The sequence below is a fragment of the Xanthomonas sp. GW genome (assembly GCF_014236815.1).
Lineage (GTDB): Bacteria > Pseudomonadota > Gammaproteobacteria > Xanthomonadales > Xanthomonadaceae > Xanthomonas_A.
Map to the genome: position 1 here is coordinate 1,801,161 of NZ_CP051189.1, position 24,455 is coordinate 1,825,615.

At 69.6% G+C, this 24,455-nt stretch carries 19 protein-coding genes; 8 read left to right on the forward strand and 11 right to left on the reverse strand.

Annotation, left to right across the window (positions count from 1 at the left end; genetic code table 11):
• Positions 1-355: 355 nt before the first annotated feature.
• From HEP73_RS07575 to HEP73_RS07585, 3 genes are read right to left on the reverse strand one after another with little or no spacing between them, the layout of a single operon-like run.
• The gene (locus HEP73_RS07575) at positions 356-1,138 is read right to left on the reverse strand and encodes a LytR/AlgR family response regulator transcription factor (RefSeq protein ID WP_185822721.1); all 783 of its coding nucleotides are present in this window, start codon (positions 1,136-1,138) and stop codon (positions 356-358) included.
• Positions 1,138-2,214, reverse strand: a complete 1,077-nt coding sequence (locus tag HEP73_RS07580; protein ID WP_185822722.1) for a sensor histidine kinase — start codon at positions 2,212-2,214, stop codon at positions 1,138-1,140. The genes HEP73_RS07575 and HEP73_RS07580 overlap by 1 nt, the downstream gene beginning before the upstream one ends.
• A gap of 56 nt (positions 2,215-2,270) precedes the next feature.
• Complete coding sequence (locus HEP73_RS07585) at positions 2,271-3,152, reverse strand: DUF2306 domain-containing protein (protein ID WP_185822723.1); 882 nt, start codon at positions 3,150-3,152, stop codon at positions 2,271-2,273.
• A gap of 290 nt (positions 3,153-3,442) precedes the next feature.
• Here HEP73_RS07585 and HEP73_RS07590 point away from each other — a divergent pair, with 290 nt between their 5' ends.
• The gene (locus tag HEP73_RS07590) at positions 3,443-3,913 is read left to right on the forward strand and encodes a (R)-mandelonitrile lyase (RefSeq protein ID WP_185822724.1); all 471 of its coding nucleotides are present in this window, start codon (positions 3,443-3,445) and stop codon (positions 3,911-3,913) included.
• A 132-nt stretch (positions 3,914-4,045) separates the two neighbouring features.
• Here HEP73_RS07590 and HEP73_RS07595 read toward each other — a convergent pair whose 3' ends face one another.
• Positions 4,046-4,648: a TetR/AcrR family transcriptional regulator gene (locus HEP73_RS07595; protein WP_185822725.1), complete on the reverse strand. Its 603-nt coding sequence runs from the start codon at positions 4,646-4,648 to the stop codon at positions 4,046-4,048.
• Between the two features lie 137 nt (positions 4,649-4,785).
• Between HEP73_RS07595 and HEP73_RS07600 the strand changes: the two genes are divergently transcribed.
• From HEP73_RS07600 to HEP73_RS07615, 4 genes are read left to right on the forward strand one after another with little or no spacing between them, the layout of a single operon-like run.
• Positions 4,786-5,997 carry an efflux RND transporter periplasmic adaptor subunit gene (locus HEP73_RS07600; protein WP_185822726.1) on the forward strand — a complete coding sequence of 404 codons (1,212 nt, stop codon included), beginning with the start codon at positions 4,786-4,788 and terminating at the stop codon, positions 5,995-5,997.
• Between the two features lie 14 nt (positions 5,998-6,011).
• A complete protein-coding gene (locus HEP73_RS07605; RefSeq protein WP_185822727.1) occupies positions 6,012-9,161 on the forward strand; it encodes an efflux RND transporter permease subunit in 3,150 nt (1,049 codons plus the stop codon).
• Position 9,162: 1 nt separating this feature from the next.
• A complete protein-coding gene (gene adeC / locus HEP73_RS07610; protein ID WP_185822728.1) occupies positions 9,163-10,629 on the forward strand; it encodes an AdeC/AdeK/OprM family multidrug efflux complex outer membrane factor in 1,467 nt (488 codons plus the stop codon).
• 14 nt (positions 10,630-10,643) lie between these two features.
• On the forward strand, positions 10,644-11,327 hold the full coding sequence (locus HEP73_RS07615) for a TetR/AcrR family transcriptional regulator (protein ID WP_185822729.1): 684 nt from the start codon (positions 10,644-10,646) through the stop codon (positions 11,325-11,327).
• Here the strand turns inward: HEP73_RS07615 and HEP73_RS07620 are convergent.
• Positions 11,324-12,556 (reverse strand): MFS transporter, encoded by a 1,233-nt coding sequence (locus HEP73_RS07620; RefSeq protein ID WP_185822730.1) that lies wholly within the window; start codon positions 12,554-12,556, stop codon positions 11,324-11,326. The two genes, HEP73_RS07615 and HEP73_RS07620, sit on opposite strands and share 4 nt — an antisense overlap.
• Positions 12,553-12,996, reverse strand: a complete 444-nt coding sequence (locus HEP73_RS07625; RefSeq protein ID WP_185822731.1) for a MarR family winged helix-turn-helix transcriptional regulator — start codon at positions 12,994-12,996, stop codon at positions 12,553-12,555. The genes HEP73_RS07620 and HEP73_RS07625 overlap by 4 nt, the downstream gene beginning before the upstream one ends.
• A 264-nt stretch (positions 12,997-13,260) precedes the next feature.
• Here HEP73_RS07625 and HEP73_RS07630 point away from each other — a divergent pair, with 264 nt between their 5' ends.
• On the forward strand, positions 13,261-14,412 hold the full coding sequence (locus tag HEP73_RS07630; protein ID WP_185822732.1) for a winged helix-turn-helix domain-containing protein: 1,152 nt from the start codon (positions 13,261-13,263) through the stop codon (positions 14,410-14,412).
• Between the two features lie 167 nt (positions 14,413-14,579).
• On the opposite strand, the gene HEP73_RS07635 is transcribed toward HEP73_RS07630, so the two are convergent.
• On the reverse strand, positions 14,580-15,401 hold the full coding sequence (locus tag HEP73_RS07635; protein ID WP_185823341.1) for an alpha/beta fold hydrolase: 822 nt from the start codon (positions 15,399-15,401) through the stop codon (positions 14,580-14,582).
• Positions 15,402-15,765: 364 nt separating this feature from the next.
• On the opposite strand from HEP73_RS07635, the gene HEP73_RS07640 reads away from it, so the two are divergent.
• The gene (locus HEP73_RS07640) at positions 15,766-16,836 is read left to right on the forward strand and encodes an XdhC family protein (RefSeq protein ID WP_185822733.1); all 1,071 of its coding nucleotides are present in this window, start codon (positions 15,766-15,768) and stop codon (positions 16,834-16,836) included.
• Positions 16,833-17,438: a nucleotidyltransferase family protein gene (locus HEP73_RS07645; protein ID WP_185822734.1), complete on the forward strand. Its 606-nt coding sequence runs from the start codon at positions 16,833-16,835 to the stop codon at positions 17,436-17,438. Before HEP73_RS07640 ends, HEP73_RS07645 begins: the two co-directional genes overlap by 4 nt.
• Positions 17,439-17,612: 174 nt before the next feature.
• On the opposite strand, the gene HEP73_RS07650 is transcribed toward HEP73_RS07645, so the two are convergent.
• The 4 genes from HEP73_RS07650 to HEP73_RS07665 form a co-directional block, all read right to left on the reverse strand.
• The gene (locus HEP73_RS07650; protein ID WP_185822735.1) at positions 17,613-19,808 is read right to left on the reverse strand and encodes a xanthine dehydrogenase family protein molybdopterin-binding subunit; all 2,196 of its coding nucleotides are present in this window, start codon (positions 19,806-19,808) and stop codon (positions 17,613-17,615) included.
• Between the two features lie 22 nt (positions 19,809-19,830).
• Positions 19,831-20,832, reverse strand: coding sequence for an FAD binding domain-containing protein (locus tag HEP73_RS07655; protein ID WP_185822736.1), 1,002 nt, complete (start codon positions 20,830-20,832; stop codon positions 19,831-19,833).
• A complete protein-coding gene (locus tag HEP73_RS07660) occupies positions 20,819-21,652 on the reverse strand; it encodes a 2Fe-2S iron-sulfur cluster-binding protein (RefSeq protein WP_185822737.1) in 834 nt (277 codons plus the stop codon). Before HEP73_RS07660 ends, HEP73_RS07655 begins: the two co-directional genes overlap by 14 nt.
• Before the next feature lie 318 nt (positions 21,653-21,970).
• The gene (locus HEP73_RS07665) at positions 21,971-24,376 is read right to left on the reverse strand and encodes a TonB-dependent receptor (protein WP_185822738.1); all 2,406 of its coding nucleotides are present in this window, start codon (positions 24,374-24,376) and stop codon (positions 21,971-21,973) included.
• Positions 24,377-24,455 lie beyond the last annotated feature (79 nt).

Consider the following 24,455-nt stretch of genomic DNA (forward strand, 5'->3'; position numbering starts at 1 on the left):
CCTCTACGCTGTTGCGGGGTCTGTCGTCGGGCACGCGCGGGCGTGTGCCTGCGCTGCAACACCGCAGCTGTCGCGCGGGTTGCGGCGTTGTCGCGCAGGGCCGCAAACGATGTCGCGGCGCGAGCGCAGGGGCGAGGATAGGCGCCGCGCTTCGCGCACGACCAATGATTTAAATCGCGGCGGTTATACGGTTATTGCAATGCTGCACCGCGGCATTCGCTGTGCATGCGCAATGGCAATGCTGCAGGAGCCCGCCGCTTCCGGCTTGCTGGCTGGCGCTGTTCTTTGGCGATCCTTGCGGCAAGGGGCTGATGCATCTGCAGCGGTCGCGAAGCGTCCCGCTTCGACGCGATCGCTACATTGCGCGGAACAGCGGCAGATAGCTGCGGCTGACCGGCAGCGTCTCCTGGCGCCCGCGCAGATGGATCTGCGCGGTTTCGTTGTCGTGGCGGACCAGGTGCTCGATCGCGTGCAGGTTGACCACCACCGAGCGGTGCACCTGCAGGAAGCACGCGGGATCCAGTTGCGCGGCCAGTTCCTTGAGCGGGGTGGCGACGATCGCCTCGCAGGCCTGTGCGGCCTCGTTGCGCCAGGCCACGCAGGTGTATTTGCTGTCCGAGCGCAGGTAGTCGATCGCCTCCACCGGGATCAGGCGCAGCGTGTTGCCGGCCTGCGCATGCAGCCAGCGCAGCGGCGCGGGGCGTTCCGGCGGCAACAGCTGCGCGGCCAGGCGCCGCAACTGCTCGGCGATATCGGCGGCCGGCTGCGCGGCCTGCAGCCGTTGTTGCAGGCGCTCGACCGTATCGGCCAGACGCGCGTCCTGCACCGGCTTGACCAGATAATCCAGCGCGCCTTCGGCGAAGGCCTGCACCGCGTAGTCGTCGTAGGCGGTGACGAACACGATATGCGCGCGGCGGCCGATCTGCTGCGCAGCCTGCACCCCGGACAGCCCCGGCATCTGGATATCGAGAAAACAGATCCGTGGCTGGTGCTGTTCGAACAGGCGCACCGCGTCGCGGCCGTTGCGCGCTTCCGCGGCGATCTGCAGCGACGGCCACAGCCGCGCGAGCTGGCGCCGCAACGCTTCGCGCAGCAGCGGCTCGTCGTCGGCGATCAATGCGCTCGCAGGCGGCTGCATCAGGTCTGCGCCGTCAGCGGGAAGCCGATGTCGGCGCGGGTGCCGTGCGGCAGCTGCGCCGCCACCTGCAGGGTCGCGTCCGCGCCGAAACTCAGCGACAGGCGGTCGCGCAAGGTGCTCAGTCCGGTTCCCAGGCCGTGCGCGCTCGCGCCCAGCCCGGCGCCGCTATCCTCGACCCGCAGATGGCAGCGGCCGGCGTCGCGCCACGCGCGGATCGCGATGCTGCCGCCGTCCTCGGCCGGGTCGATCCCATGCTTGACCGCGTTTTCGACCAGGGTCAGCACCATCAGGGTCGGGCAGCGGATGCCGTGCAGGGCCGGGTCCGCTTCGATCGTGTAGTGCAGCCGATCCGGCATGCGCATGTGCATCACTTCCAGATAGGCGCGCGCCAGCGCCAGTTCGTCTCCCAGCGTGTTCGTCGATTCGTGCAGGCGCGGTACCGCGGCGCGCAGATAGGCGACCAGGCTGCGCATCAGGTCCGCCGCCCTGGGCGAGCCGATGTCGATCAGCGCCTGCACGTTGGCCAGGGTGTTGAACAGGAAATGCGGTGCGACCTGGCGCTGCAGCAACTGCAGGCGCGCATCCAGCGCCTGGCGTTCCAGTTCGCTGCGTTCCAGTTCGAAGGCCAGCGCCTGATGCCGCGCCAGCGCGTCCTTCTGCCGGACCAGGGCGGCCAGCGCGGTCCACGGGGCGATCAGCACGCCGGTGACGGTGAGCATGAGGAAACCGGACAGCCGCTCCTGGTCCTGCCAGAACGGCGGCGCACCGGCCTTGGTCAGGCCGACGTAGAGCAGCAGCGTGGTCAGCGGGATGGCGAGCGCGACGCCAAGCACCTGCAGCACCCAGCGTGCCAGCCATGCAGGCAGCCGGCGCGGCCAGCGTTCGAACGCGGCGTAGGCCAGCAGCGCCGCGGCGCCCAACGCGAAGCTGCGGCACAGCGCCGAGAGCGTGGAATCCCAGCTCAGGCTCAGCAGCAATCCGAGCGCGCCCGAGATGGCGCACACGGGCACGATGCGCGCCCAGCTCAGCAGCGCGGGCGCGCGTTGCGCTGCGGAGAGCGGAACGGTGCGGGACATGGGCGCGAGGATAACCGGGGCGCGGCGCGATTTGCTCGGCGAGCGGCGGCACGTTCTCAGGCAGGCCGCAGCATCGGCCACCACATGCCTGCGGCGGCGGCGACGGTGCCGATCAGGGTGGCCAGGCTCATCAGCGCCAGGGTCGAGGCTGCCAGCCAGTGCAGCGCACGCCGCCGGCTGTCGAGCGCGCGCAGGTACAGTTCCAGCACCGCCAGCGGCAGCAGCGTCTGCGCGAACGCGAGCGTGGTCAGCGCCGGGCCGACGAAACGGTCCGGATCGAATCCTGCGGGGCCTTGGTTGATCGCCAGCCAGAACATCAGGCCGACCCGGAAGAACCAGACCCCACTGACCGCCAGGAACAGCCGCAGCGCCCAGCGCCGATGCGCCGCCAGGCGGCCGCTGCGCGCGCTGCGCCAGGCCATGGCCACGAACACGACGATCAGCAGCGCGTTGAAGCTGGTGCCCAGATGCTGTCCGAGGTCGCCGGCGGCACCGCCGCGCACCCAGATCATCGCCAGGCCGCCCAGGCTCAACGCGATCGCGCACAGCATGTAGGCGCGCCCGTTCCAGCGATGCACGGCCGGCGCATGCCGGCGCAGGGCGGGCAACAGCTGCGCCGCACCGGCCAGCACGATGACCACGGCGAGCAACAAGTGCAGCGCAAGCACCGCGTTGAACACGTGGTCGCCGGCGACGTAGCCATGCGCCAACACCCGGTTCCAGCGCTCCGGTGTACCGGCCAGCGTGGCGCGGCCGTAGAAGCCGGCTACGTAGGCGGCGAACAGGAGCTGACCGGCGACGGCGATGCACAGCCACAGCGCCGCGGCACCGCGCAGCAACCGGATCGCGGCCAGTGCCGGTCGGCCTTGGCTGGACGCAGCGCGCGTGGCTGCGGCGGGAGTGGCAACGTGTGCCTGGCGGGCGGCGGTCGGGTGCATGAAAGAGGTCGCTGGGATGGGTGCGCGCAGTGTTGCTGCGCCACGTCCGCGCACGCATGCGCCTCCCGACCGGCGACGGCATGGTCGGATGGACGGCGCCAGGTGCCGACGAAGCGCGGTCGGTTGGTCGCGCCCGGCGCTGCGGTCGTCATCGGCGATCGCGCGGCTTTGCTGCAACGACGTCGGACGATTGATGAGCGGCGCTTATGGCGGCATGTACCCGGTGTGGGCTAGTGCCGCCGGCGCCGCGCGCCTACAGTCGCTGCAGACGTCCATGCAAGGAGATTCCGATGAGCCTGTTCGCCACTGCCATGTCGCTGTCGATGATGGCCGCTGCGGTTCCCGACGATGACGCCAAGCCGATCAGGATCGCCCGTGCCGGCAGCGCCGCGTCGGCGGTCGGCCCGGCGGCCTATTTCACCGGTACGGTGCGCATCGATGCGCCGTTCCAGGGCGAGGCGCCGGCGCGCGTGGGCGGCGCCACGGTCAGTTTCGAGCCGGGCGCGCGCACCGCCTGGCATACCCATCCCTTGGGGCAGACCCTGATCGTCACCGCCGGCGTCGGCCACGTGCAGGAATGGGGCAAGCCGGCGCAGGAGATCCGCCCCGGCGACATCGTGTGGATTCCGCCGGGGGTCAAGCACTGGCACGGCGCCAGCGCGCAGGTGGCGATGACCCACATCGCCATCGCCGAAGCGGTGGACGGTTCGCCGGTGACCTGGCTGGAGCCGGTGTCGGAGAGTCAGTACCGTGGCGAGTGAACGATGCACATTGCGCGGGCGTGTGTGCGATTGCGATTGACCTGTAGGAGCGGCTTCAGCCGCGACAGGCTCTATCGGTAATGCCTGTCGCGGCTGAAGCCGCTCCTACAGATGCGCCTGTTGGCGCTCCAGCTACGCCCCATACCCGCCGAAGAACACCTGCAGCGCGCGCCGCGTCGCCTCGCGCAGATACTCCGGCGTCGGGTTCTTCAGCACTCCGAACAGGCAGGGCATCAGCGTTTCCGCTTCGAGCAGGCCGGCCAGGTGGCGAGCGGCGGCGATCGGGTCGGCACGGCGCAAGCGGCCCTGCTCCATCTGTTCCTGCAGGAACGTGCCCAGCCGGCTCATGCCTTGGTCGGGGCCGCTCTCGAAGAACAGCAGGCCGATGTCCGAGCGGCCCGACACGCCGATGATGGTCTGCCAGACCTGCACCGACTGCGCCGAACACAGGAACGCCAGGGCGTCTTCGCCCAGGCGCTGCAATGCCGTGGGCAGATCGTCCTGGGTCTGCATCAGCGCGGCCAGGATCGGATCCATGAACTGTTCCGCGACGCTGTGCGCCACCGCCACGAACAATTCCTCCTTGGACGGGAAATAGCCGTACAGGGTGCGTTTGGAGCTTCCGGCGCGGGTGGCGATCTGGGTCATCGAGGCGCCCTCGAAACCGGCCTCCAGGAACACCGCGGCCGCCGCTTCGACGATCGCTTCGCGTTTGGCTTCGGTCCTGACGCGCATCGCTGTGCCATGGGGAAGGGCGCTTAAGTATACCGGGAGGGCAGAAATGATTGACGGCGCCGAATTGCACGAATAGTATACCGAACCGTACCGTTTAGATTCCTTCAGCCTCCCTGCGTTCCCACCCGGAGATTCCCGTGCGTCCTGTCCTGTCCTCTCGTCTATCGCTGGCCCTGGCCGTGGCGGCCACCTCGCTGTTGAGCGCATGCGGTTCGCCCCCGGGCGGCCCGCCGCCGCAGGAGGGCACGCCGGAGATGGGCGTGGTCACCGTCGCCACGCGGCCGGTCACCCTGACCACCGAGTTGCCCGGGCGCACGCTGCCGTACCTGATCGCCGACGTGCGGCCGCAGGTGAACGGCATCATCCAGGTGCGCAAGTTCCGCGAAGGCGGCGAGGTCAAGGCCGGCGAGACGCTGTACCAGATCGACCCGTCCAGCTACCGCGCCACCTACGACAGCTACGTGGCCGCGCTGGGCAAGGCACAGGCGACGCTGCGCACCGCGCGGCTGAAGGCCGAGCGCTACCGCGAACTGGTCAAGGTGTCGGCGATCAGCAAGCAGGACGACGACGATGCCGATGCCGCGCTGGGCCAGGCCGAGGCGGACGTCGCCGCGGCCAAGGCCAACGTGGAGAGCGCGCGCATCAACCTGGCCTATGCGCGGGTGGATGCGCCGATTTCCGGGCGCATCGGCAAGTCCAGCGTGACCGCCGGCGCGCTGGTCACCGCCAGCCAGTCGACCGCGCTGGCCACCATCCAGCAGTTGGACCCGATCTACGTCGATGTCACCCAGCCCAGCGCTTCGCTGCTGCGGCTCAGGCAGGCGCTGGCCAGCGGCGAGCTGGAAAAGGCCGATACCAATGCGGCCAAGGTGAACCTGCTGCTGGAAGACGGCAGCCCGTATCCGCTGCAGGGACGGCTGGAATTCTCCGACGTCACCGTCGACCAGAACACCGGCTCGATCACCTTGCGCGCCGTGTTCCCGAATCCGAACGCGGACCTGCTGCCCGGCATGTACGTGCGCGCGGTGCTGCAGGAAGGGGTGAAGGACGACGGCGTGCTGGTGCCGCAGCGCGCGGTGTCGCGCAACGGCGCCGGCAAGCCGACCGCGTACGTGGTCGGTAGCGACCACAAGCTGCAGTTGCGCGTGCTGGAGACCGACCGTGCGGTCGGCGACCAATGGCTGGTGCGCAGCGGGCTCAAGCCCGGCGAGCAACTGGTGGTCGAAGGCCAGTCGCGGGCGCAGCCCGGGGTCACCGTCAAGACCGTGCCGTGGCAGCCGAAGCCGACCGCCGCGGGCGCGCCTGCCGCCGCCGCACCCGCCGCGGCCGCGCCGCGCGCGGCCAACTGAGGCGCTAGACCGTCATGGCACGTTTCTTCATTGACCGCCCGATCTTCGCCTGGGTGCTGGCCATCATCGTGATGCTGGCCGGCATCCTTTCCGTCGCCACCTTGCCCATCGCGCAATACCCGAGCATCGCCCCGCCCGCCGTGGCGATCACCGCCAACTATCCGGGCGCTTCGGCCAAGACCCTCGAGGACACCGTCACCCAGGTCATCGAGCAGAAGATGAAGGGTCTGGACCACCTGAGCTACATGGCCTCCACCAGCGAGTCCAGCGGCCAGGTCACCATCACCCTGACCTTCGACAACGGCACCGACCCGGACACCGCGCAGGTGCAGGTGCAGAACAAGCTGTCGCTGGCCACGCCGTTGCTGCCGCAAGAGGTGCAGCAGCAGGGCGTGACCGTGACCAAGTCGGCGACCAACTTCCTCAACGTGCTGGCCTTCACCTCCGAAGACGGCAGCATGAGCGATTCGGACCTGTCCGATTACGTGGCCGCCAACGTGCAGGAAGCGATCAGCCGCGTCGAAGGCGTCGGCGACACCACTTTGTTCGGTTCCCAGTATTCGATGCGGATCTGGCTGGACCCGAACAAGCTGAGCAACTTCAGCCTGACCCCGCTGGACGTGAAGACCGCGGTCCAGGCGCAGAACGCGCAGGTCTCCGCCGGCCAGCTCGGCGCGCTGCCGGCGGCCGCCAACCAGCAGCTCAATGCGACCATCACCGCGCAGACGCGGCTGAAGACCGCCGCCGAGTTCGAGGACATCCTGCTGCGCACGCAGTCCGACGGCTCGCAGGTGCGCCTGCGCGACGTGGCCCGGATCGAGCTGGGCAGCGAGAGCTACAACACCGTCGGCCGCTACAACGGCAAGCCCGCCGCCGGCCTGGCGATCAAGCTCGCCACCGGCGCCAACGCGCTGGACACGGTCAAGGCGATCGACGCCAGCATGGCCGAGCAGGAGAAGTTCTTCCCGCCGGGCATGAAGGTGCAGAAGCCGTACGACACCACGCCGTTCGTGCGCATCTCGATCGAAGAGGTGGTGCGCACCCTGATCGAGGCGGTGGTGCTGGTGTTCCTGGTGATGTACCTGTTCCTGCAGAACTTCCGCGCCACGCTGATCCCGACCATCGCCGTGCCGGTGGTGCTGCTGGGCACCTTCGGCGTGCTGGCCGTGTTCGGCTACACCATCAACACGCTGACCATGTTCGCGATGGTGCTGGCGATCGGCCTGCTGGTGGACGACGCGATCGTGGTGGTGGAGAACGTCGAGCGGGTGATGAACGAGGAGCAGTTGCCGCCGAAGGAAGCCACGCGCAAGTCAATGGGGCAGATCACCGGCGCGCTGGTCGGCGTGGCCCTGGTGCTGGCGGCGGTGTTCGTGCCGATGGCGTTCTTCGGCGGCTCCACCGGCGTGATCTACCGCCAGTTCTCGATCACCATCGTCGCGGCGATGACGCTGTCGGTGCTGGTGGCGATGGTGCTGACCCCGGCGCTGTGCGCGACCCTGCTCAAGCCGGCCAAGCAGCACGGCATGGCCACCACCGGCTTCTTCGGCTGGTTCAACCGCGTGTTCGACCGTGGCAACGGCCGCTATCAGGGCGCGGTGCGGCACATGCTGGGCAAGGGCTGGCGCTACATGATCGCCTACGCGGTGGTGCTGGCGCTGGTGGTGGTCGGCTTCATGAAGCTGCCGGTCGGGTTCCTGCCGGACGAGGACCAGGGCACGCTGTTCGTGCTGGTGCAGTTGCCGCCGGGCGCCACCGCCGCGCGCACCGATGCGGTGATCCGCCAGGTCGAGCAGCATTTCCTGGTCGAGCAGAAGGACTCGGTCGCCGGCGTGTTCGCCGTGTCCGGTTTCAGTTTCGCCGGCAGCGGGCAGAACCAGGGCCTGGCCTTCGTCAAGCTGCGGCCGTGGGACGAACGTACCGGCAAGGGCCAGAGCGTGACCGATGTGGCGGCCAAGGCCGGCAAGTTCTTCGCCGGCATCCGCGACGCCAGGGTGTTCGCGTTCGCGCCGCCGGCGGTGTCGGAACTGGGTAATGCCACCGGCTTCGACCTGATGCTGCAGGACCGCGCCAATCTCGGCCACGACGCGCTGATGCAGGCGCGCAACCAGTTGCTGGCCGAGCTGTCGCAGGACAAGCGGCTGGTCGCAGTGCGCCCGAACGGGCAGGAGGACACGCCCGAGTTCAGGCTGGATATCGATCCGCACAAGGCCGAGACGCTGGGGCTGTCGATTGCCGACATCAACGGCACGTTCTCCAGCGCCTGGGGCAGCACCTACGTCAACGACTTCATCGACAAGGGCCGGGTCAAGAAGGTGATGCTGCAGGCCGATGCGCCGTACCGCATGCTGCCGGAGGACATCGACCGCTGGTACGTGCGCAACAGCGCCGGCACCATGGTCGCCTTCAGTTCCTTCGCCAAGGCCAGCTGGAGCATGGGCTCGCCGCGGCTGGAGCGCTACAACAGCGTGCCGTCGGTGGAGATCCTGGGCATGGCGCTGCCGGGCGCGGCGTCCAGCGGCGAAGCGATGGCCATCGTCGAGGCCGCGGCGGCCAAGCTGCCGCCGGGCATCGGCTACGAGTGGACCGGCCTGTCGCGGCAGGAGAAGGCGTCCAGCGGCCAGACCGGCATGCTGTACGCGCTGTCGATCCTGATCGTGTTCTTGTGCCTGGCGGCGCTGTACGAGAGTTGGGCGATCCCGTTCGCGGTGATCCTGGTGGTGCCGCTGGGCGTGTTCGGCGCGCTGCTCGGCGCGATCCTGACCTGGAAGATGAACGACGTGTACTTCCAGGTGGGGCTGCTGACCACCATCGGCCTGGCGTGCAAGAACGCGATCCTGATCGTGGAGTTCGCCCGCGAGCTGCACGAGAGCGGCAAGAGCCTGCTGGAGTCGGCGCTGGAAGCGGCGCGCATGCGCCTGCGGCCGATCCTGATGACCTCGCTGGCGTTCATCCTCGGCGTGGTGCCGCTGGTGCTGGGCAGCGGCGCCGGCTCCGGCGCGCAGCACGCGCTGGGCACCGCGGTGATCGGCGGCATGCTGTCCGGCACGATCCTGGCGATCTTCTTCGTGCCGCTTTTCTTCGTACTGGTGTGCGGCCTGTTCAAGCGCCGCGCCGGCAACCCCGACGACCCGTCCGCCGCGCGCGTCGCGGAAGGAGCCTGACATGTCCCGTTCGATCCTGACCCCGCTGGCGCTGGCGGTATCCACCTTGCTCGCCGGCTGCAGCCTGATGCCGGCCTACGAGCGCCCCGCTGCGCCGGTGCCGGCGCAGTTCGACGGCGCCGCTGCCGACAGCGGCGCGCAGACCGATGCCGTCCCCGTCGCCGACATCGGCTGGCGCGCGGTGTTCACCGATCCCAAGCTGCAGCAGGTGATCGAGCTGGCGCTGGACAACAACCGCGACCTGCGCGTGGCCGCGCTCAACATCGACCAGGCCTGGGCGCAGTACCGGGTGCAGCGCGCCGACCTTGCGCCGGGCGTGGACCTGGGCGGCAGCGGCAACGGCTCGCGCACGCCGGGCGACCTGTCCGGCACCGGGCAACCGCTGGTGGCGCACAGCTACAGCGCCACGCTCGGCATCAGCGCCTACGAGCTGGATCTGTTCGGCCGCGTGCGCAGCCTCAAGGAACAGGCGCTGCAGCAGTTCCTGTCCACCACCGAGGCGCAGCGCAGTACCCACATCAGCCTGATCGCGCAGGTCGCCACGGCCTATCTGACCCTGGCCGCCGACCAGGATCTGCTGCGCCTGGCGCAGGACACGCTGAGCAGCCAGAGCGAGAGCTACCGGCTGCAACAGCGCAGTTTCGAACTCGGCGCGGCCTCGGCGCTGACCCTGCGGCAGGCGCAGACCACGGTGGAAAGCGCGCGGGTGGACGTGGAACGCTACACCGCGCAGGTGGCGCAGGATCGCAATGCGCTGCGCCTGCTGGCGGGCACGGAAGTGCCGAGCGAGCTGCTGCCGACCGCGCTGCCGGACAGCGCCAGCGCCGACGCCAACATCCTGGCCGGCATTCCGGCGGGGCTGCCGTCGGAACTGCTGCAGCGCCGCCCGGACATCCTGCAGGCCGAGCGCACCCTGCAGGCGGCCAACGCCAACATCGGCGCGGCGCGTGCCGCGTTCTATCCGAGCATCAGCCTCACGGCTTCGGCCGGCAGCGCCAGCGCCGGCCTGTCCGGGCTGTTCAAGGGCGGCTCGGGCAGCTGGAGCTTCGCGCCCAGCATCTCGTTGCCGATCTTCGACGGCGGCCGCAACCGCGCCAATCTCGATGTCGCCAAGGTGCAGCGCGACATCGACGTGGCCACCTACGAGAAGGCGATCCAGACCGCGTTCCGCGAGGTCTCCGATGCGCTGGCCGAACGCAGCACGCTGGGCCGCCAGCTGCAGGCGCAACAGGCGCTGGTGGATGCGTCCGCCGACAGCTACCGGCTGTCGCAGGCGCGCTTCGAACGCGGCGTGGACAGCTACCTCGGCGCACTGGATGCGCAGCGCACGCTGTACGCCGCCGAGCAGACCCTGATCGACACGCGGCTGTCGCGCTTCACCAACCTGGTGACCTTCTACAAGGCGCTGGGCGGCGGCTGGGTGGAGATGGCCGCGTCCACGGACGCGACGGCCTCGACGGGGCGCTAGCGGTGCCGCGCCAGGTGTCCGCGCCGGCACCGGCGCGGCGGCGTGGCGAGCGGAGCGCGACGCGCGAAAAGCACGCCGCGATCCTGGACGCGGCGCGGCGGCTGTTCTCCCGCAACGGCTTCGACCACACCAACATGGATGCCATCGCCGCCTGCGCGGACGTGTCCAAGGCCACCGTCTATGCGCATTTCGCCAGCAAGGACGCGCTGTTCCAGGCCACGGTGGACGCGATGGCGAGCGAGATGCCGGATCGCTGGGATGCGCTGCTCGCCATCGGCGGGCCGCTGCAGCTGCGGCTGACGGCGGTGGCGCAGGACCTGATGGCGATGACCGCCGCGCCGATGCTGCAGGCCATCCAGCGCATGCTCGCGCTGTCCACGCAGGTGTCGCTGCAGCGCGCCGAGACGTACTGGGACCTGTGTTTCGCGCGCTACGATCGCGCCATGCAGCGGTTGCTGCGCGCCGAGATCCGGCAGGGCACGCTGGCGATCGCCGATGTGGCGCAGGCGTCCGCGCAGTTCTTCGCATTGATCGCCAGCGCATCGGCGTTGCGCGGCTTGCTGACCGGCGAGCCGAGCGCGCCGCAGCGGCCGGGCGCGCATTGCGTGGAAAGCGCGGTGGCGTTGTTCGTGCGCGGCTATCGCGCGCAGGCGAATCCTGCGCCGGCAACGCGCCGGCGCGTCGCCGCCAGGCCCTAGGCGGGGCGTGCGGCCGCAAGCGGACGCTGTTCGCGGATCGGCAGATTGACCAGCGCCGCGGCCACGGCCAGGGCCATGTCGGCGTACCACATCCACTGGTAGTTGCCGAAGCGCTCCAGCGCCACGCCGCCGAGCCAGGCGCCGAAGAAGCCGCCGATCTGGTGCGACAGCAGGGTCAGGCCGAACAGCGTGCCCAAGTAGCGCGGCCCGAACAGTTTGCCGATCAGGCCGGCGGTGGGCGGGACCGTCGCCAGCCAGGTGAAACCGAGCGCGGCGGCGAACAGGTAGAAGGTCAGCGGCGTCGGTGGCGCGACCAGGTACAGGGCGATCAGTACTGCGCGGCTGGCGTACATCGCCAGCAGCAGCCACTTCATGCGCACGCGTTCGCCGAGCTTGCCGGCGATCAGGCTGCCGGCGACATTGAACAGGCCGATCAGCGCGATGGCGATCGCCGACACGCTGGGCGCCAGCCCGCACAACGCGATTTCCCCGGGCAGATGGGTCACCAGGAACGCGATGTGCACGCCGCAGGTGAAAAAGCCCAGGTGCAGGCACCAGTAGCTGCGGTCGCGCAGGGCGATGCGCAACTGCGCGCGCAGCCCGCCGTCCGGCGCGGCCGCCGTCGCGGTCGCCGCCTGCGCCTGGCCCTTGCGGCGCAGCGGCCAGGCCAGCGGCAGGGTCAGCAGCGACAACGCGGCCATGCCGGTCATCGCCATCGCCCAGCCGGCGGCGCCGATCATCCATTGCACCAGTGGCGCGAACAGGAACTGGCCGAGCGAGCCGCCGGCGTTGATCAACCCGGCGGCGAACGAGCGTTGTTCCGGCGCGATGCGATGCGCGGTGGCGCCGATCAGCACCGAGAAACTGCCGGCACCGGCGCCGGCCGCGGCGAGCAGGCCCAGGCTGACGATCAGGCCCCATTCGCTCTGCAGCCACGGTGCCAGCCCCAGGCCCAGCGCCAGCAACACTCCGCCCAGCCACAGCACCGGCAGCGGGCCGCGCTGGTCGGCGATGGCGCCGAAGACAGGCTGCACCGCGCCCCACACGAACTGGCCGACCGCCAGCGCGAAGCTGATCGCGGCGATGCCGACGCCGCTGCTGCGGTGGATCGGCTCGACGAACAGGCCGGTGGTCTGGCGCGCGCCCATGGTCAGCATCAGCGTCGCCGAGGCGATGATCAGCAGGCCCCAGTGGCGGCTGGCCTGCGCGTGCGGCGCCGCGGCGCTCATGCGGCGGCGTCCTCGCGTTCGGCGCACAGCGCGCGTTCCAGCTGCCGCAGTTGGCGGTGCAGGGCGTCGATGGCCGCATCGCCGGCCAGCGCGTCGATCCGTGCCTGCGCGCGTTCCCAATGCGGCAGCGCGCGCTTGAGCAGGCGCCGACCGGCGGCGCTGACCACCACCAGCTTCTGCCGCGCATCGTCGCTGCGGCGTTGCTCGATCCAGCCGGCCGCCTGCATCGGCTTGAGATTGCGCGACAGCGTGCTGCGGTCCATGCCCAGGCGCTCGGCCAGCGCGCCGAGCTGCTGCGCGGTGCCGGCGCGGCGCAGGATCGAATACTCGTTCAGGCTCAGCCCCACCGCGCTCAGCTCGCGGTCGTAGACCTGCGAGGTACGCCGCGCGGCGCGGCGCAGCAGGAAACAGGTGCAGCGGCAGGGTGCGGTGTCGTCCATGTTTCGCAAAGTACGTGCATATGCATGCAATTGGCAAGCGCCCGGATGAGCGGGGAGGGCGGGGTGTCGTCGCCGTTCGCGGGCGGGGCATGTCCTGGTCGGCCGACGGCATGCGAACGGGGGATGCCGCGGCTCGCGTGCAGCTGCAGCGGCGCCACGCTTCGCCCAGTTGCGGCGACGCACGCAGGCGTTTGCACGCGCGCTCGCGCGTCGCCGGCATTGCTATGCTCTGCGACGCCTTGCGCTTGCCGGAGTGCCATCCCGATGCCGAACACATGCACCGCCTCTGTGCCGATCGCCGCCGCGCGGGCGCGTGCGCTGTGGCTGGATGCGCAGCGGCTGACTACCCCGGCGCCGTTCGGCGCGGGCGCCGAGGCGGTGCGGCAGGCCAACGCGCACCTGGGCTACGTGCAGATCGACACCATCCACGTGATCGAACGCAGCCACCACCACGTGCTGTACAGCCGCATTCCCGCCTATCGCAAGCAGGATCTGGAACAGGCGCAGGCGCAGGACAAGTCGGTGTTCGAATACTGGACGCATGCGCTGGCCTATGTGCCGATCGCCGACTACCGCATGTACGTGGCGCAGATGGCGAGTTACCGTGCCCAGGCGGACGCGGCCGGCAAGATCGATCCGGCCGACTACGCCAGGTTGCTGCGGCGCATCCGTAACGACGGGCCGTTGTCGATCCGCGATATCGACGACGACGTGCTGGTCGAGAAGACCCATCCGTGGGGCAGCCGCAAGCCGTCGCGCGCGGCGTTGCGCTACGGCTTCTTCAGCGGCGACCTGGTGGTCAGCCAGCGCAGCGGCATGCTCAAGACCTACGACCTGGCCGCGCGCCATTTCGGCTGGAGCCGGCGCCCGCGCCCGGCCAGCGACGTGCAGTACGCGCGCTATCTGCTGGAGCGCGCGCTGCGCGCGCAGGGCCTGGTCGGTGTGGACTCGATCTGTTACGGCGATGCCGGCGCCAAGCCCGCGGTGCGCGCGCTGATCGCTGCGGCGGTCGCCGCCAAACGCCTGGTCCCGGTGCATCTGCAGGGCCAGGAGCAGGCCGCGCTGTGGGCTGCGCCGGCGCTGCTGGAGCATGCGCCGCCGCTGCCGGACGATTCCCTCGCGCAGCTGCTGTCGCCGTTCGATCCGTTGCTGATCCAGCGCAAGCGGCTGCAGCAGTTCTTCGGCTACGAACACCGCTTCGAGGCCTATGTGCCGGCACCGCAGCGGGTGCTCGGCTACTTCGCGCTGCCGGTGCTGGTCGGCGACCGCATCGTCGCCGCGCTGGATCTGAAGATGGATCGCCAGGCGGGCAGGCTGCTGATCCAGAAATGGACCTGGCTGGTACCGCAGCGGCCGGCGCTGAAGGCGGCGATCGACGCGGCGCTGCAGCGCTTCGAGCGGTTTCATCTGCAATAGCGCCGGCGCTGCGCGCCCTGTCGCTCACGTGGTTCGTGGTGCGGATCATGGAACCGTGCATCGCGCTGGCATTGCCGCGCTTGCTGCGTGCGCAGCGCGCAGCGCAGCCCCATGCTGGCCGCCGTGCAACTGCCGGCGCACACGCGTTGCGTGCGCCGGCGAGCGGATCAGGCCTTGAAGAAGGCCAGCAGATCCTGGTTGATCTCGTCCGGGTGAGTGGTGCACATGCCGTGCGGGTAGCCCTTGTAGACCTTCAGCGTGGCGTGCTTGACCAGCTTGGCCGACAGCAGCGCCGAGTCGGCGATCGGCACGATCTGGTCGTCGTCGCCGTGCAGGATCAGTACCGGCACGTCGATCTGCTTCAGGTCCTCGGTGAAGTCGGTTTCCGAGAACGCCTTGATGCAGTCGTAGTGGGCCTTGGCGCCGCCCATCATGCCCTGCCGCCACCAGTTGTCCATGGCGCCCTGCGAGATCTTGGCGCCGTCGCGGTTGTAGCCGTAGAACGGCACCGGCACCTCCTTGTAGAACTGCGCGCGGTTGGCCGCGAGCTGGGTGCGGAAGCCGTCGAACACGTCCATCGGCAGGCCGCCCGGATTGTTTTCGGTCTTGAGCATGATCGGCGGCACCGCGCCGATCAGCACCGCCTTGGCCACGCGGCCGGCGCCGTGCTTGGCGACATAGCGCGCCACTTCGCCGCCGCCGGTGGAATGGCCGACGTGGATCGCGTTCTTCAGGTCCAGATGCTTGGCCAGCGCGGCCACGTCGGCGGCGTAGGTGTCCATGTCGTTGCCGTTCGTGGTCTGCGTGGAACGGCCATGGCCGCGGCGGTCGTGGGCGATGACGCGGTAGCCTTGGGCGACGAAGAACAGCATCTGCGCGTCCCAGTCGTCGGCGCTGAGCGGCCAGCCGTGATGGAACACGATGGGTTGGCCGGTGCCCCAGTCCTTGTAGAAGAGTTCGGTTCCGTCTTGCGTGGTAATGCTGGGCATGGTGGTGTCCTGATGGGCGTGCGGGCTGGCCGCAGGCGTGGGGGAAAGGCCGGTTCGGCCCGGTGCGGCGATGCCTGCCAGGGGCAGGGCGGTCAATGCGGCGGCGCCGAGCAGCAGGCGCCGCCTGACAGGATCGGCGATGCCGGTGTGCGTCGTGTGAGCGTCCATTGCAGTTCCCGCGTCGAAAGCAGCGATGCAGATGATGCGCGGCGCCGCGTAATGCCGATTGCATAATCCTGCTGGTTTGCCGCGCCGCGCCGCGAGCGTGCGCGGTGGCGCCATCGCGCTTTCGTCGCCGCCAAGTCACCTCGTCACCACAGGCCGCTGCTTAGGCTGCGGGTTCCCCCCCAGCCTGTGCCGCCGCATGTCCGCTGCCAGACACTGTTTCCACGCTGCCATCGTCGCCTGCCGTGAGCGCGCGCCTGCGGTGCTGGCGGTGGTAATGGCCACCGAAGGCTCCACCTACGCGCATGCCGGCGCGGTGGCGCTGTTCGGCGCCGACGGCGCGCAGCAGGGCTGGCTCAGCGGCGGTTGCCTGGAGCCGGAGATCGCGCGTTGCGCGGCGGCCGCGGCAGTCGCGGGTGAACTGGCCTGGATGGACATCGACACGCGCGACGACGAGGACCTGCTGTCCGGTTCGGCGGTGGGCTGCCGTGGCCGCCTGCATCTGGCCTTGCTGCCGTTGCGCGCCTTGCCCGGGTTCGAACGCCTGGCGCAGGCGTGGCTGCAGCGGCGCGGAGCGTTGCGCCTGGCGCTGGACGCCAATGGCGGCATCGTCGCGGCGGTGGCCGGCGAAACCTTGCAGTGGCGTTTGCGGTGCCAGGCATGGGCTGGCGCGGCGGCTTGCAGCGGCCAGGTGCAGGTGCCGCCGCCGCCGCGGGTCAGCGTGTTCGGCGCCGGCCCGGAAACCGCCATGCTGCTGCCGCTGCTGCGGCAACTGGGCTGGATGACCACGCTGGTGGAACAGCGTCCGCGCTGGGCGGCGCAGGCGGCGCTGGCCGACCAGGCCTTGGCGTGCACGCCGACCCGTGCGCTGGACGCTTGCGCCGACAGCGACGCGGCCTTGGTGATGCACCATCATTTCGAGCTGGACCGCGAGGCGTTGGAGACGCTGGCGGCGAGCGCGATCCCGTTCCTGGGGCTGCTGGGGCCGGCGCGCCGGCGCGAGGACCTGTTCCGGCTGTTGCGCCCGCAGCAGCACGCGCAACTGTTGCCGCGGCTGCATTCGCCGATCGGGTTGCGCCTCGGCGGCAGCGGCGCGGAGGCGATCGCGCTGAGCATCGCCGCGCAATTGCAAGGCATCCGCGACGTGCAGCAGGTCAGCACCATTCACGAACCGAATCGTTGCAGCGTGACCCGCCTGCACGGCGGTGATGTCGCGTCGGCCCCGCTCGCGCCGTTGCGTGCCGACAGCGCGCGGGGTGCGGCGCGATGAGCGACGCGCATGCCGCGCTGATTCTCGCCGCCGGTGCCAGCCGCCGCCTCGGCCATGCCAAGCAGGCGCTGACCCGCGATGGCGAGCCCTTGCTGCGGCGCGCGGCACGGCTGGCGCTGGCCTCGTCGCCGGCCCGCTGCGTGGTGGTGCTGGGTGCGCAGGCCGAGGCGCTGCGCCAGGCGCTGGACGACCTGCCGGTGGAGATCGTGGTCAATCGCGATTGGTCGACCGGCATGGGCGGCAGCCTGGCTTGTCTACGCGAGGCATTGCACGGCGATGCGTCGATCACCCACAGCCTGGTGCTGGGCTGCGATCAGCCGGCGCTGGAGGCGGCGCACTTGCAGGATCTGCTGGCCGCGTCGCGGCGCGCCACCTCCGGTTGTGCGGTCAGCGCCTACGCCGGCGTGCGCGGCATGCCGGCGGTGGTGGCGCAGGCGTGCTGGCACGCATTGCCGTTGGGCGGCGACCAGGGGCTGCGCGGGTTGTTCGAGGCGATGGCACCGGACAGCCTCGGCTGCATCGTCGCCCCGGCGCTGGCGCTGGACCTGGACACGCCGCAGGACGTGCAGGCCGCGGTGGAACGCGGCTGGTTGGATCCGTAAGCCACAGGGCAACCCGCCTTTGTAGGAGCGGCTTCAGCCGCGACCCGTTGCCTGATACGTCATGGTTGCCTGATACGTCATGTCGCGGCTGAAGCCGCTCCTACAACAAGGCATGGGAGGGCAATGGCATAAGCGGACGTCGCGAGGCCAACCGCGCGACGCCTCGATGGCCGCTCAGCCGATCAACTTGTCCGGCGTGATCGGCAGTTCGCGGATGCGCTTGCCGGTGGCATGGAACACGGCGTTGGCGATCGCGGCGGGAATGCCGACCATGCCCAGTTCGCCCATGCCCTTGACCCCTAGCGGGTTGACGATCTTGTCGTCTTCCTCGACGAACATGGTTTCGATCAGATGCACGTCGGCATTGACTGGCACGTGGTAGTCGGCCAGCGAGGCGTTGAGCATGCGCCCGTAGCGATGGTCGACCTCGGTGCCTTCGCTGAGCGCCATGCCGATGCCCATCACCACGCCGCCGATCTCCTGGCTGTGCGAGGTCAGTGGATTCATGATCCTGCCGCAGGCGGTGGCCTCGATGACCCGGGTCACCTGCACCATGCCGGTGTCCGGGTCGACCTTGACCTCGATGAACTGCGCGCCGTGCGCGGCGGTGGCGTACTTCTTGCGCTCGGCCGAGGGCTTGGACTCGTGCACCACTTCCAGTTCCTGCAAACCGTGCTGGCGCATCAGCTTGGCCACCTCCAGACTAGCCTCGGGCTTGCCGGTCGGGCGCAGCTTGCCGTCGGCCAATTCCACCGCATCCACGTCCAGCCCGCTGAACGCGGCTTGCCCGTCCTGCCTGGCCAGTTCCAGCAGCTTGCCGCGGATCTCGCGCGCGGCGCCGTGGATCGCGCTGCCGACACTGGCGGTGGTCCACGAGCCGCCTTGCGACGGCGCCTTCGGCAGGCGCGTGTCGCCGAGTTCGAACTGCACGCGCTTGGCGTCCAGGCCCAGGTATTCGGCGGCGATCAGGGTCATCACCGTGTAGGTGCCGGGGCCGATGTCGGCGGTGGCGCTGCCGACCTGGGCGCTGCCGTCGGCCTTCAACACCACCCGTGCCAGCGCCGGCATCTGCATCGCCGCCCAGGTGCCGGTGGCCATGCCCCAGCCGACCAGCAGTCGGCCGTCGCGCATCGAGCGCGGCTCGGGCGTGCGCTTGCTCCAGCCGAAGGTCTCGGCAGCGAGCGAATAGCATTCGCGCAAGGCCTTGCTCGAGAACGGCTTGCCGCTCTCCGGGTCGGTTTCGGCGTAGTTGGCCAGGCGCAATTGCAATGGATCCATCTTCAGCGCGTAGGCCAGTTCGTCCATCGCGCACTCGATGCCGAACATCTGGCTGATGGTGCCGGGTGCGCGCATCGCCTGCGGCGTCGGCAGGTCGGTCTCCACCACCTCGAAGCGGTCCTCGACGTTGGGGCAGGCGTACAGCGAGCGCGCGTTGCGGAAGAAGGCCTCGTTGAACGCCTCGATGCGCGAGGTATTGAGCACGTGCCGGTAGCGGATCGCCTGCAGCTTGCCGGCGGCGTCGGCGCCCAGCCCCAGTTCCACCCGGTAGTAGGGCCGGTAGCCGTGGCCGCTGAACATCTGTCGCCGCGTGTAGACGATCTTGACCGGGCGGCCGACCGCCTTGGACACCGCGCCGAGCAGGAAGGTGTAGTAGTTCGGGCGCAGGCACGAGCCGAACGCGCCGCCGACGAACAGCGATACCACGTTGACCCGCTCGATCGGAATGCCGAAGTAGCCGGCCAACTGCTCGCGGTCCTGGTGCACGTTCTGGCTCTTGTTGACCACGGTCAGCGTGTCGCCGATCCAGTAGCCGATGCCGCCATGCGGTTCCATCGGATTGTGGTGCTCGATCGGCATCGTGTACGCGGCTTCCACCTTGACCTTTGCCGCGGCGAACGCGGCGGCCGGGTTGCCGCGCGGCTTCGGCGACTCCTCCGGGGTGGGATCGTGCGCCTGGCCGAGCAGCGCGTCGAAATCGGTGTGCGCGGTTTCGGCGGCGTAGTCCACCTGGATCAGCCGCGAAGCATGCCGCGCCTGCTCGAAGGTGCTGGCGACCACCACCGCGATCGGCTGCGCGCTGAAATGGATGCGGTCGTCGACCAGCGCGCGGAACGACAGGTCTTCGCCTTTCTTCTTGACGGCGTCGGACACCGGCTTGACCGAATTCAGATGGGTCAGCACCTTGATCACCCCCGGCGCGGCCTCGGCGGCGCGCGTGTCGATGCGCACGATGCGGCCCTTGGCGATGGTGCTGGTGAGGATGTAGCCGTGGGCCAGGTGCGGGATCTGGAATTCCGCCGCATAGCGCGCCTTGCCGGTGACCTTGGCGTAGCCGTCGACGCGGCGCATTTCCTTGCCGATGTAGTTCATTGCGGGTTCTCCGGTTCGGTGCTCACGCGGCGTCGCTGCCGCTGGCGCGGTGCAGGGCGCGGATCATCGCGTGCGTGCCCATCGGCACCTTGTAGGCGTTGTGCGCCAGCGGGCGCGCGGCGGCCATCTCCGCCTGCGCGGCGGCGGCGAAGGCGGCTTCGCCGACGCGCTGCCCGACCAGCGCGCGTTCGGCGGCGTGCGCGCGCCACGGCTTGTGCGCCACCCCGCCCATCGCGATGCGCGCCTCGCGGATGCGCCCGTCCGGCTCCAGCGCCAGCGCCGCGGCCACCGAGATCAGCGCGAACGCGTAGCTGGCGCGGTCGCGCACCTTCAGGTAGTGGCTGTGCGCGGCGAAGCGTTGCGCCGGCAGGACGATCGACTCGATCAGTTCGCCGTGCGCCAGCTGGTTGTCCAGGTCGGCACGGGCGTCGGGCAGCAGGTGGAACTCGGCGAAGGGAATCTCGCGGCGGGTGCCTGCCGGCGTGCGCACCTGCACCGTCGCATCCAGCGCAGCCAGGGCCACGCACATGTCCGACGGATGCACCGCCACGCAATGTTCGCTGTGGCCGAAGATCGCGTGGGTGCGGTTGAGCCCCTCGCGCGCGCCGCAGCCGCTGCCGGGCTCGCGCTTGTTGCAGGGCAGGGCGGTGTCGTAGAAATAGCCGCAACGGGTGCGCTGCAGCAGGTTGCCGCCGTTGGTCGCCATGTTGCGCAACTGCATCGTCGCTCCGGCCAGGATCGCCTGGCTCAGCAGCGGATAGCGCTGGCGTACCAGCGGATGGTTGGCGGTGTGGGTGTTGTTGGCCAGCGCGCCCAGGCGCAGGCCGCCGTCGGCGGTTTCGGCAATCTCGGCCAGGCCCTTGAGCCGGGTCAGGTCGACGATCTCGTCGGCGCCGGTCACCCCTTCCTTCATCAGGTCGAGCAGGTTGGTGCCGCCGCCGAGGAAGCGCGCGTTCGGATTGGCGGCGACACGGCGCACCGCGTCTTCCGGCGAGCTGGCGCGCCGGTAGTCAAACGGCGTCATCGGCCACCTCCTTCGCCAGCTTCAGTGCGGTCAGTTCGGACTGGTCGACGTAGCGCCAGGTCAGCGGGCGCGGCGCGCCGCCGCTGTGCACGTCCTGGATCGCGGCGACGATCTTCGGATAGGCGCCGCAGCGGCAGATGTTGCCGCTCATGCGTTCGCGCACTTCGGCGTCGCTGAGCTCGGTGACCGGCTGGCTGACGTCGGCGCTGACATGGCTGGCGTCGCCGCGCTTGATCTCGTTGAGCAGCGCCACCGCCGAGCAGATCTGCCCGGGCGTGCAATAGCCGCACTGGAAACCGTCGTGCTGCACGAACGCGGCCTGCATCGGATGCAGCCGTTCGCCGTCGGCCAAGCCTTCGATGGTGGTGATCTGCGTGTCTTCGGCCTGCGCGGCCAAGGTCAGGCAAGACAGGCGCCGCTCGCCGTCGACGATCACCGTGCAGGCGCCGCACTGGCCGTGGTCGCAGCCCTTCTTGGTGCCGGTCAGCGCCAGGTGTTCGCGCAGTGCGTCCAGCAGCGTGGTGCGCGGGTCCAGTTGCAAGGCGTGACGCTGGCCGTTGACCTGCAGCACCACCGGCATCGCATTCTGCGGCGGGGCCGCGCTGGGGATCGGTGCGGCGAAGGCGGCGTCGCTGAAGACGATCTGCCCGCCGGCGCTGCCCAGGCCGGCGGCCGACAGCAGGGCGAGGAATTCGCGCCGCGACAGGCCGCTGATCCCGAGCCGGCGCGCGAGCGCAGCCTCGTCGTCGCTCAGCCCGGCATCGTGCGGGGGTTCGGCGGCGCCGGGCGCGGCCTGGGAAGGGTGGGGATCGTGCTGCATCGGTCTCTCCTGCCTGGGGACCGCCGCATCGCTGCGCGCTGGCGCAACAACGGATGCACCGTTCGACCTGGGTAGCGGTGCCGCCAGCGCGGCACCGGCGCACGGGCGCGCTGGCACGCCCAAACCCGAGCATTGCAGCGGCGTCGCGAAGAGATTGCGAAGGGCGGGTGGTGGGGTGGTGATGCGCGGCGTAGCCGCGGGCAGTATTTTGCGTTTCTGTAGGAGCGGCTTCAGCCGCGACAGGCGTTACCGATAGATCCTGTCGCGGCTGAAGCCGCTCCTACAACGGCGGGGCGATCGCAAATTTCTGCGCAGGCTCTACCAGCGGTACGCCACCGACACCTGGTACTGGCGGCCGGCGATCGGGCGGCCCATGAACACGCCGCCGGTGGCCGCGCCGGGCACGCGCACGTTGCCTTCGGTCAGGCCCAGTTCGTCGGTCACGTTGCTGCCGCTGGCGGTGAACTCCCAGTGCTCGCCGGCATGCAGGCTGGCGCCGACGTCGAGCATGTCGTAGGACGGCAGGCGCTGGCTGTTGGCCAGGTCGGCGTAGCGCTCGCCGATATAGGAGTAGGTGGCGAACACGCGCAGGTCGCCGAACGGCAGCATCCAGTAATAGCTCGGGGTCAGCCGGAACTGGCGCTTGGGCTGGCGCATCACCTGGTTGCCGGTGAACTCGCGGTAGTTGCGGTACTTGGCGTCCAGCCACACCCCGGTGCCGGCCAGTTCGAAGCCGCCGAACGGACGGATCGCGCCTTCCACTTCCAGGCCGTAGGCGCGCGAATCGCCGACCGTGGTGAAGTTGCTGCCGTCGGCCAGGAACGCCTGGAACGGCGAGTTCTTGAAGGTGTTGTAGAACGCGGTCAGGTACAGGTCGTAGGCGGCCGCGCCGGACTTCAAGCCCAGTTCGTACTGGTCGATGTCCTGCACCTTGGTCTGCCCGTCGCGCAGGTTGTCGAAGCCCGGGAACTTGACCCCGGAATTGACCCGCGCGAACAGGCTGTTGTGCTCGTCTAGCTTGAAGTTCAGGCCGGCGGTCCACGACAGCGCGTTGTCGTCCTGGTCGATGCGGCGCGCGCTCGGCAGCGAGATCGAGGTGGCGTTGTCGTACAGCGTGGCCGGATCGCCGTCCAGGTCCACGGTCGCGGTGTCGTGCACGGTGCCGGTGACGCGCTGGCGCTCGTAGCGAACGCCCAGGTCCAGGCGCAGGCGTTCGTCCAATTCCCATTCGTCGGCGACGAACACCGCGGTGTTCTCGCCGTCGTAGTGCGCGCGCAGGGCGAAGAAGGCGGTGCTGGTGAAGCCGTCGCGGGTCGGCTGGCGGCCGTCGTCCAGGCTGACGTCGATGCGCCGCGCGTGGTTCTGCGCGGTCAGCAGCATGGTGTTGCCCAGGTACCAGGTGTCGTTGGAGGAATACTTGGCGTAGTAGCTGCCCACGGTGAGGGTATTGCCGGCGAACAGTTCGCGGCTCAGGCGCAGATCGTTGGTGAAGGAATTCAGGCGCTTGTCCACCGACCACCAGCCGGCTTCCAGCACCTGCTGATTGGGATCGACCGCGCCGCCGCCGTTGCTGTAGCGGGCGCTGCCGGTGCTGCCGTAGTCGGCGATGAAATCGCCCAGGCGCTGCGGCGCATCGCCGGTGAACAGCGCGTAGGTCGGCGCGGTGCCGCCCATCACGCTGAAGCGGTCGGCGAGGGTCCAGTCGCCGAGTTGCCAGTTGAGTTCGCCGCCGAACACGTCGATGTTGACGCCGCGGCCGTCGGCCAGGTCGCGCTGCACGGTCTCGCCGTTCGGGCCGACCGGCAGGCTGACGTTGCGGAAGTCGTTGCTGAGCAGGGTGCCGGTCTGCGCGTTCAGGCCGGGGAAGCTGGACAGGTCGCTGCCGTTGTTGCGCGACAGCAGCGGGATCGCGGTGTAGAAGGCGTTGTTGTCGTCGGTGTGGCGCGCGTAGAAGGTCAGGTCGCCGCTGTCCCAGCGCTTGCTCAGGGTGGCGCTGAACTGGCCGCCCTTGTCGGCGGAGAACTGCGGGTCGCGCACGCCGTCGGTCTCGCGGAAGAAGCCGCCGATGCTGTAGTACCAGCCATTGCCCATCGGTCCGCTGTTGAACAGGTCGATGCGGCGCAGATTGTCGCTGCCGCCGGTCAGGCGCACGCTGCCGGCCGGCTCGTCCTGGCCCTGCTTCTGGATGAAGTTGGCGGTGATGCCGGCCTGGCCGTTGGAGAAGATCGGGCTGGAGCCGCCGCGCAGCACTTCCAGGCGCTCGACGGTGTCGTCGCTGCGGAACAGCGTGGAGTTTTCCAGGAACGACAGCGTCGGCGGCGGGAACAGCGGCGAGCCGTCGAGCTGGAAGGTGACGAACGGCGCATCGCCTTCGGAGGGCATGCCGCGCACGAAGATGTTGGCGCCGGTGCCGCCGCCGCTGGGCTCGGCCCACACGCCGGGCACGATCTTCAGCAGGTCGGCGCTGCTCTGCGGTACCGCCTGCTGGATCTGTTCGGGCGTGGCGGTGGTGATCGAGAAGCTGGCGTCGCGCTTGCGCAGGCCCTTGAAGCGCGCGGTGCCGCTGACCACCACGGTATCCAGGGTGGTGGCGTCGGATTGCGCGGCGGGTGGGGCGGATTGGACGGCGTCGTCGGGGGCGGCGGTCTGCGCCAACGCGGTCGGCGCGAGCAGGATGGCGGCGATGGACAGCGGCAGCAGGCGGAGCGGCAGGGCGGCTTTCATGAAGAATCTCTCCTTTCTTCATCCGAAAACGATGTGCCGGTACGCATAGCGGCCTACGCGTGCAGTGCGCGTCAAAGCA

Coding starts and splice junctions, on each gene's coding strand:
- HEP73_RS07575 (WP_185822721.1), bottom strand. CDS start 1,138: ATGCAGCCGCCTGCGAGCGCATTGATCGCCGACGACGAGCCGCTGCTG.
- HEP73_RS07580 (WP_185822722.1), bottom strand. CDS start 2,214: ATGTCCCGCACCGTTCCGCTCTCCGCAGCGCAACGCGCGCCCGCGCTG.
- HEP73_RS07585 (WP_185822723.1), bottom strand. CDS start 3,152: ATGCACCCGACCGCCGCCCGCCAGGCACACGTTGCCACTCCCGCCGCA.
- HEP73_RS07590 (WP_185822724.1), top strand. CDS start 3,443: ATGAGCCTGTTCGCCACTGCCATGTCGCTGTCGATGATGGCCGCTGCG.
- HEP73_RS07595 (WP_185822725.1), bottom strand. CDS start 4,648: ATGCGCGTCAGGACCGAAGCCAAACGCGAAGCGATCGTCGAAGCGGCG.
- HEP73_RS07605 (WP_185822727.1), top strand. CDS start 6,012: ATGGCACGTTTCTTCATTGACCGCCCGATCTTCGCCTGGGTGCTGGCC.
- adeC (WP_185822728.1), top strand. CDS start 9,163: ATGTCCCGTTCGATCCTGACCCCGCTGGCGCTGGCGGTATCCACCTTG.
- HEP73_RS07620 (WP_185822730.1), bottom strand. CDS start 12,556: ATGAGCGCCGCGGCGCCGCACGCGCAGGCCAGCCGCCACTGGGGCCTG.
- HEP73_RS07625 (WP_185822731.1), bottom strand. CDS start 12,996: ATGGACGACACCGCACCCTGCCGCTGCACCTGTTTCCTGCTGCGCCGC.
- HEP73_RS07630 (WP_185822732.1), top strand. CDS start 13,261: ATGCCGAACACATGCACCGCCTCTGTGCCGATCGCCGCCGCGCGGGCG.
- HEP73_RS07635 (WP_185823341.1), bottom strand. CDS start 15,401: ATGCCCAGCATTACCACGCAAGACGGAACCGAACTCTTCTACAAGGAC.
- HEP73_RS07640 (WP_185822733.1), top strand. CDS start 15,766: ATGTCCGCTGCCAGACACTGTTTCCACGCTGCCATCGTCGCCTGCCGT.
- HEP73_RS07645 (WP_185822734.1), top strand. CDS start 16,833: ATGAGCGACGCGCATGCCGCGCTGATTCTCGCCGCCGGTGCCAGCCGC.
- HEP73_RS07650 (WP_185822735.1), bottom strand. CDS start 19,808: ATGAACTACATCGGCAAGGAAATGCGCCGCGTCGACGGCTACGCCAAG.
- HEP73_RS07655 (WP_185822736.1), bottom strand. CDS start 20,832: ATGACGCCGTTTGACTACCGGCGCGCCAGCTCGCCGGAAGACGCGGTG.
- HEP73_RS07660 (WP_185822737.1), bottom strand. CDS start 21,652: ATGCAGCACGATCCCCACCCTTCCCAGGCCGCGCCCGGCGCCGCCGAA.
- HEP73_RS07665 (WP_185822738.1), bottom strand. CDS start 24,376: ATGAAAGCCGCCCTGCCGCTCCGCCTGCTGCCGCTGTCCATCGCCGCC.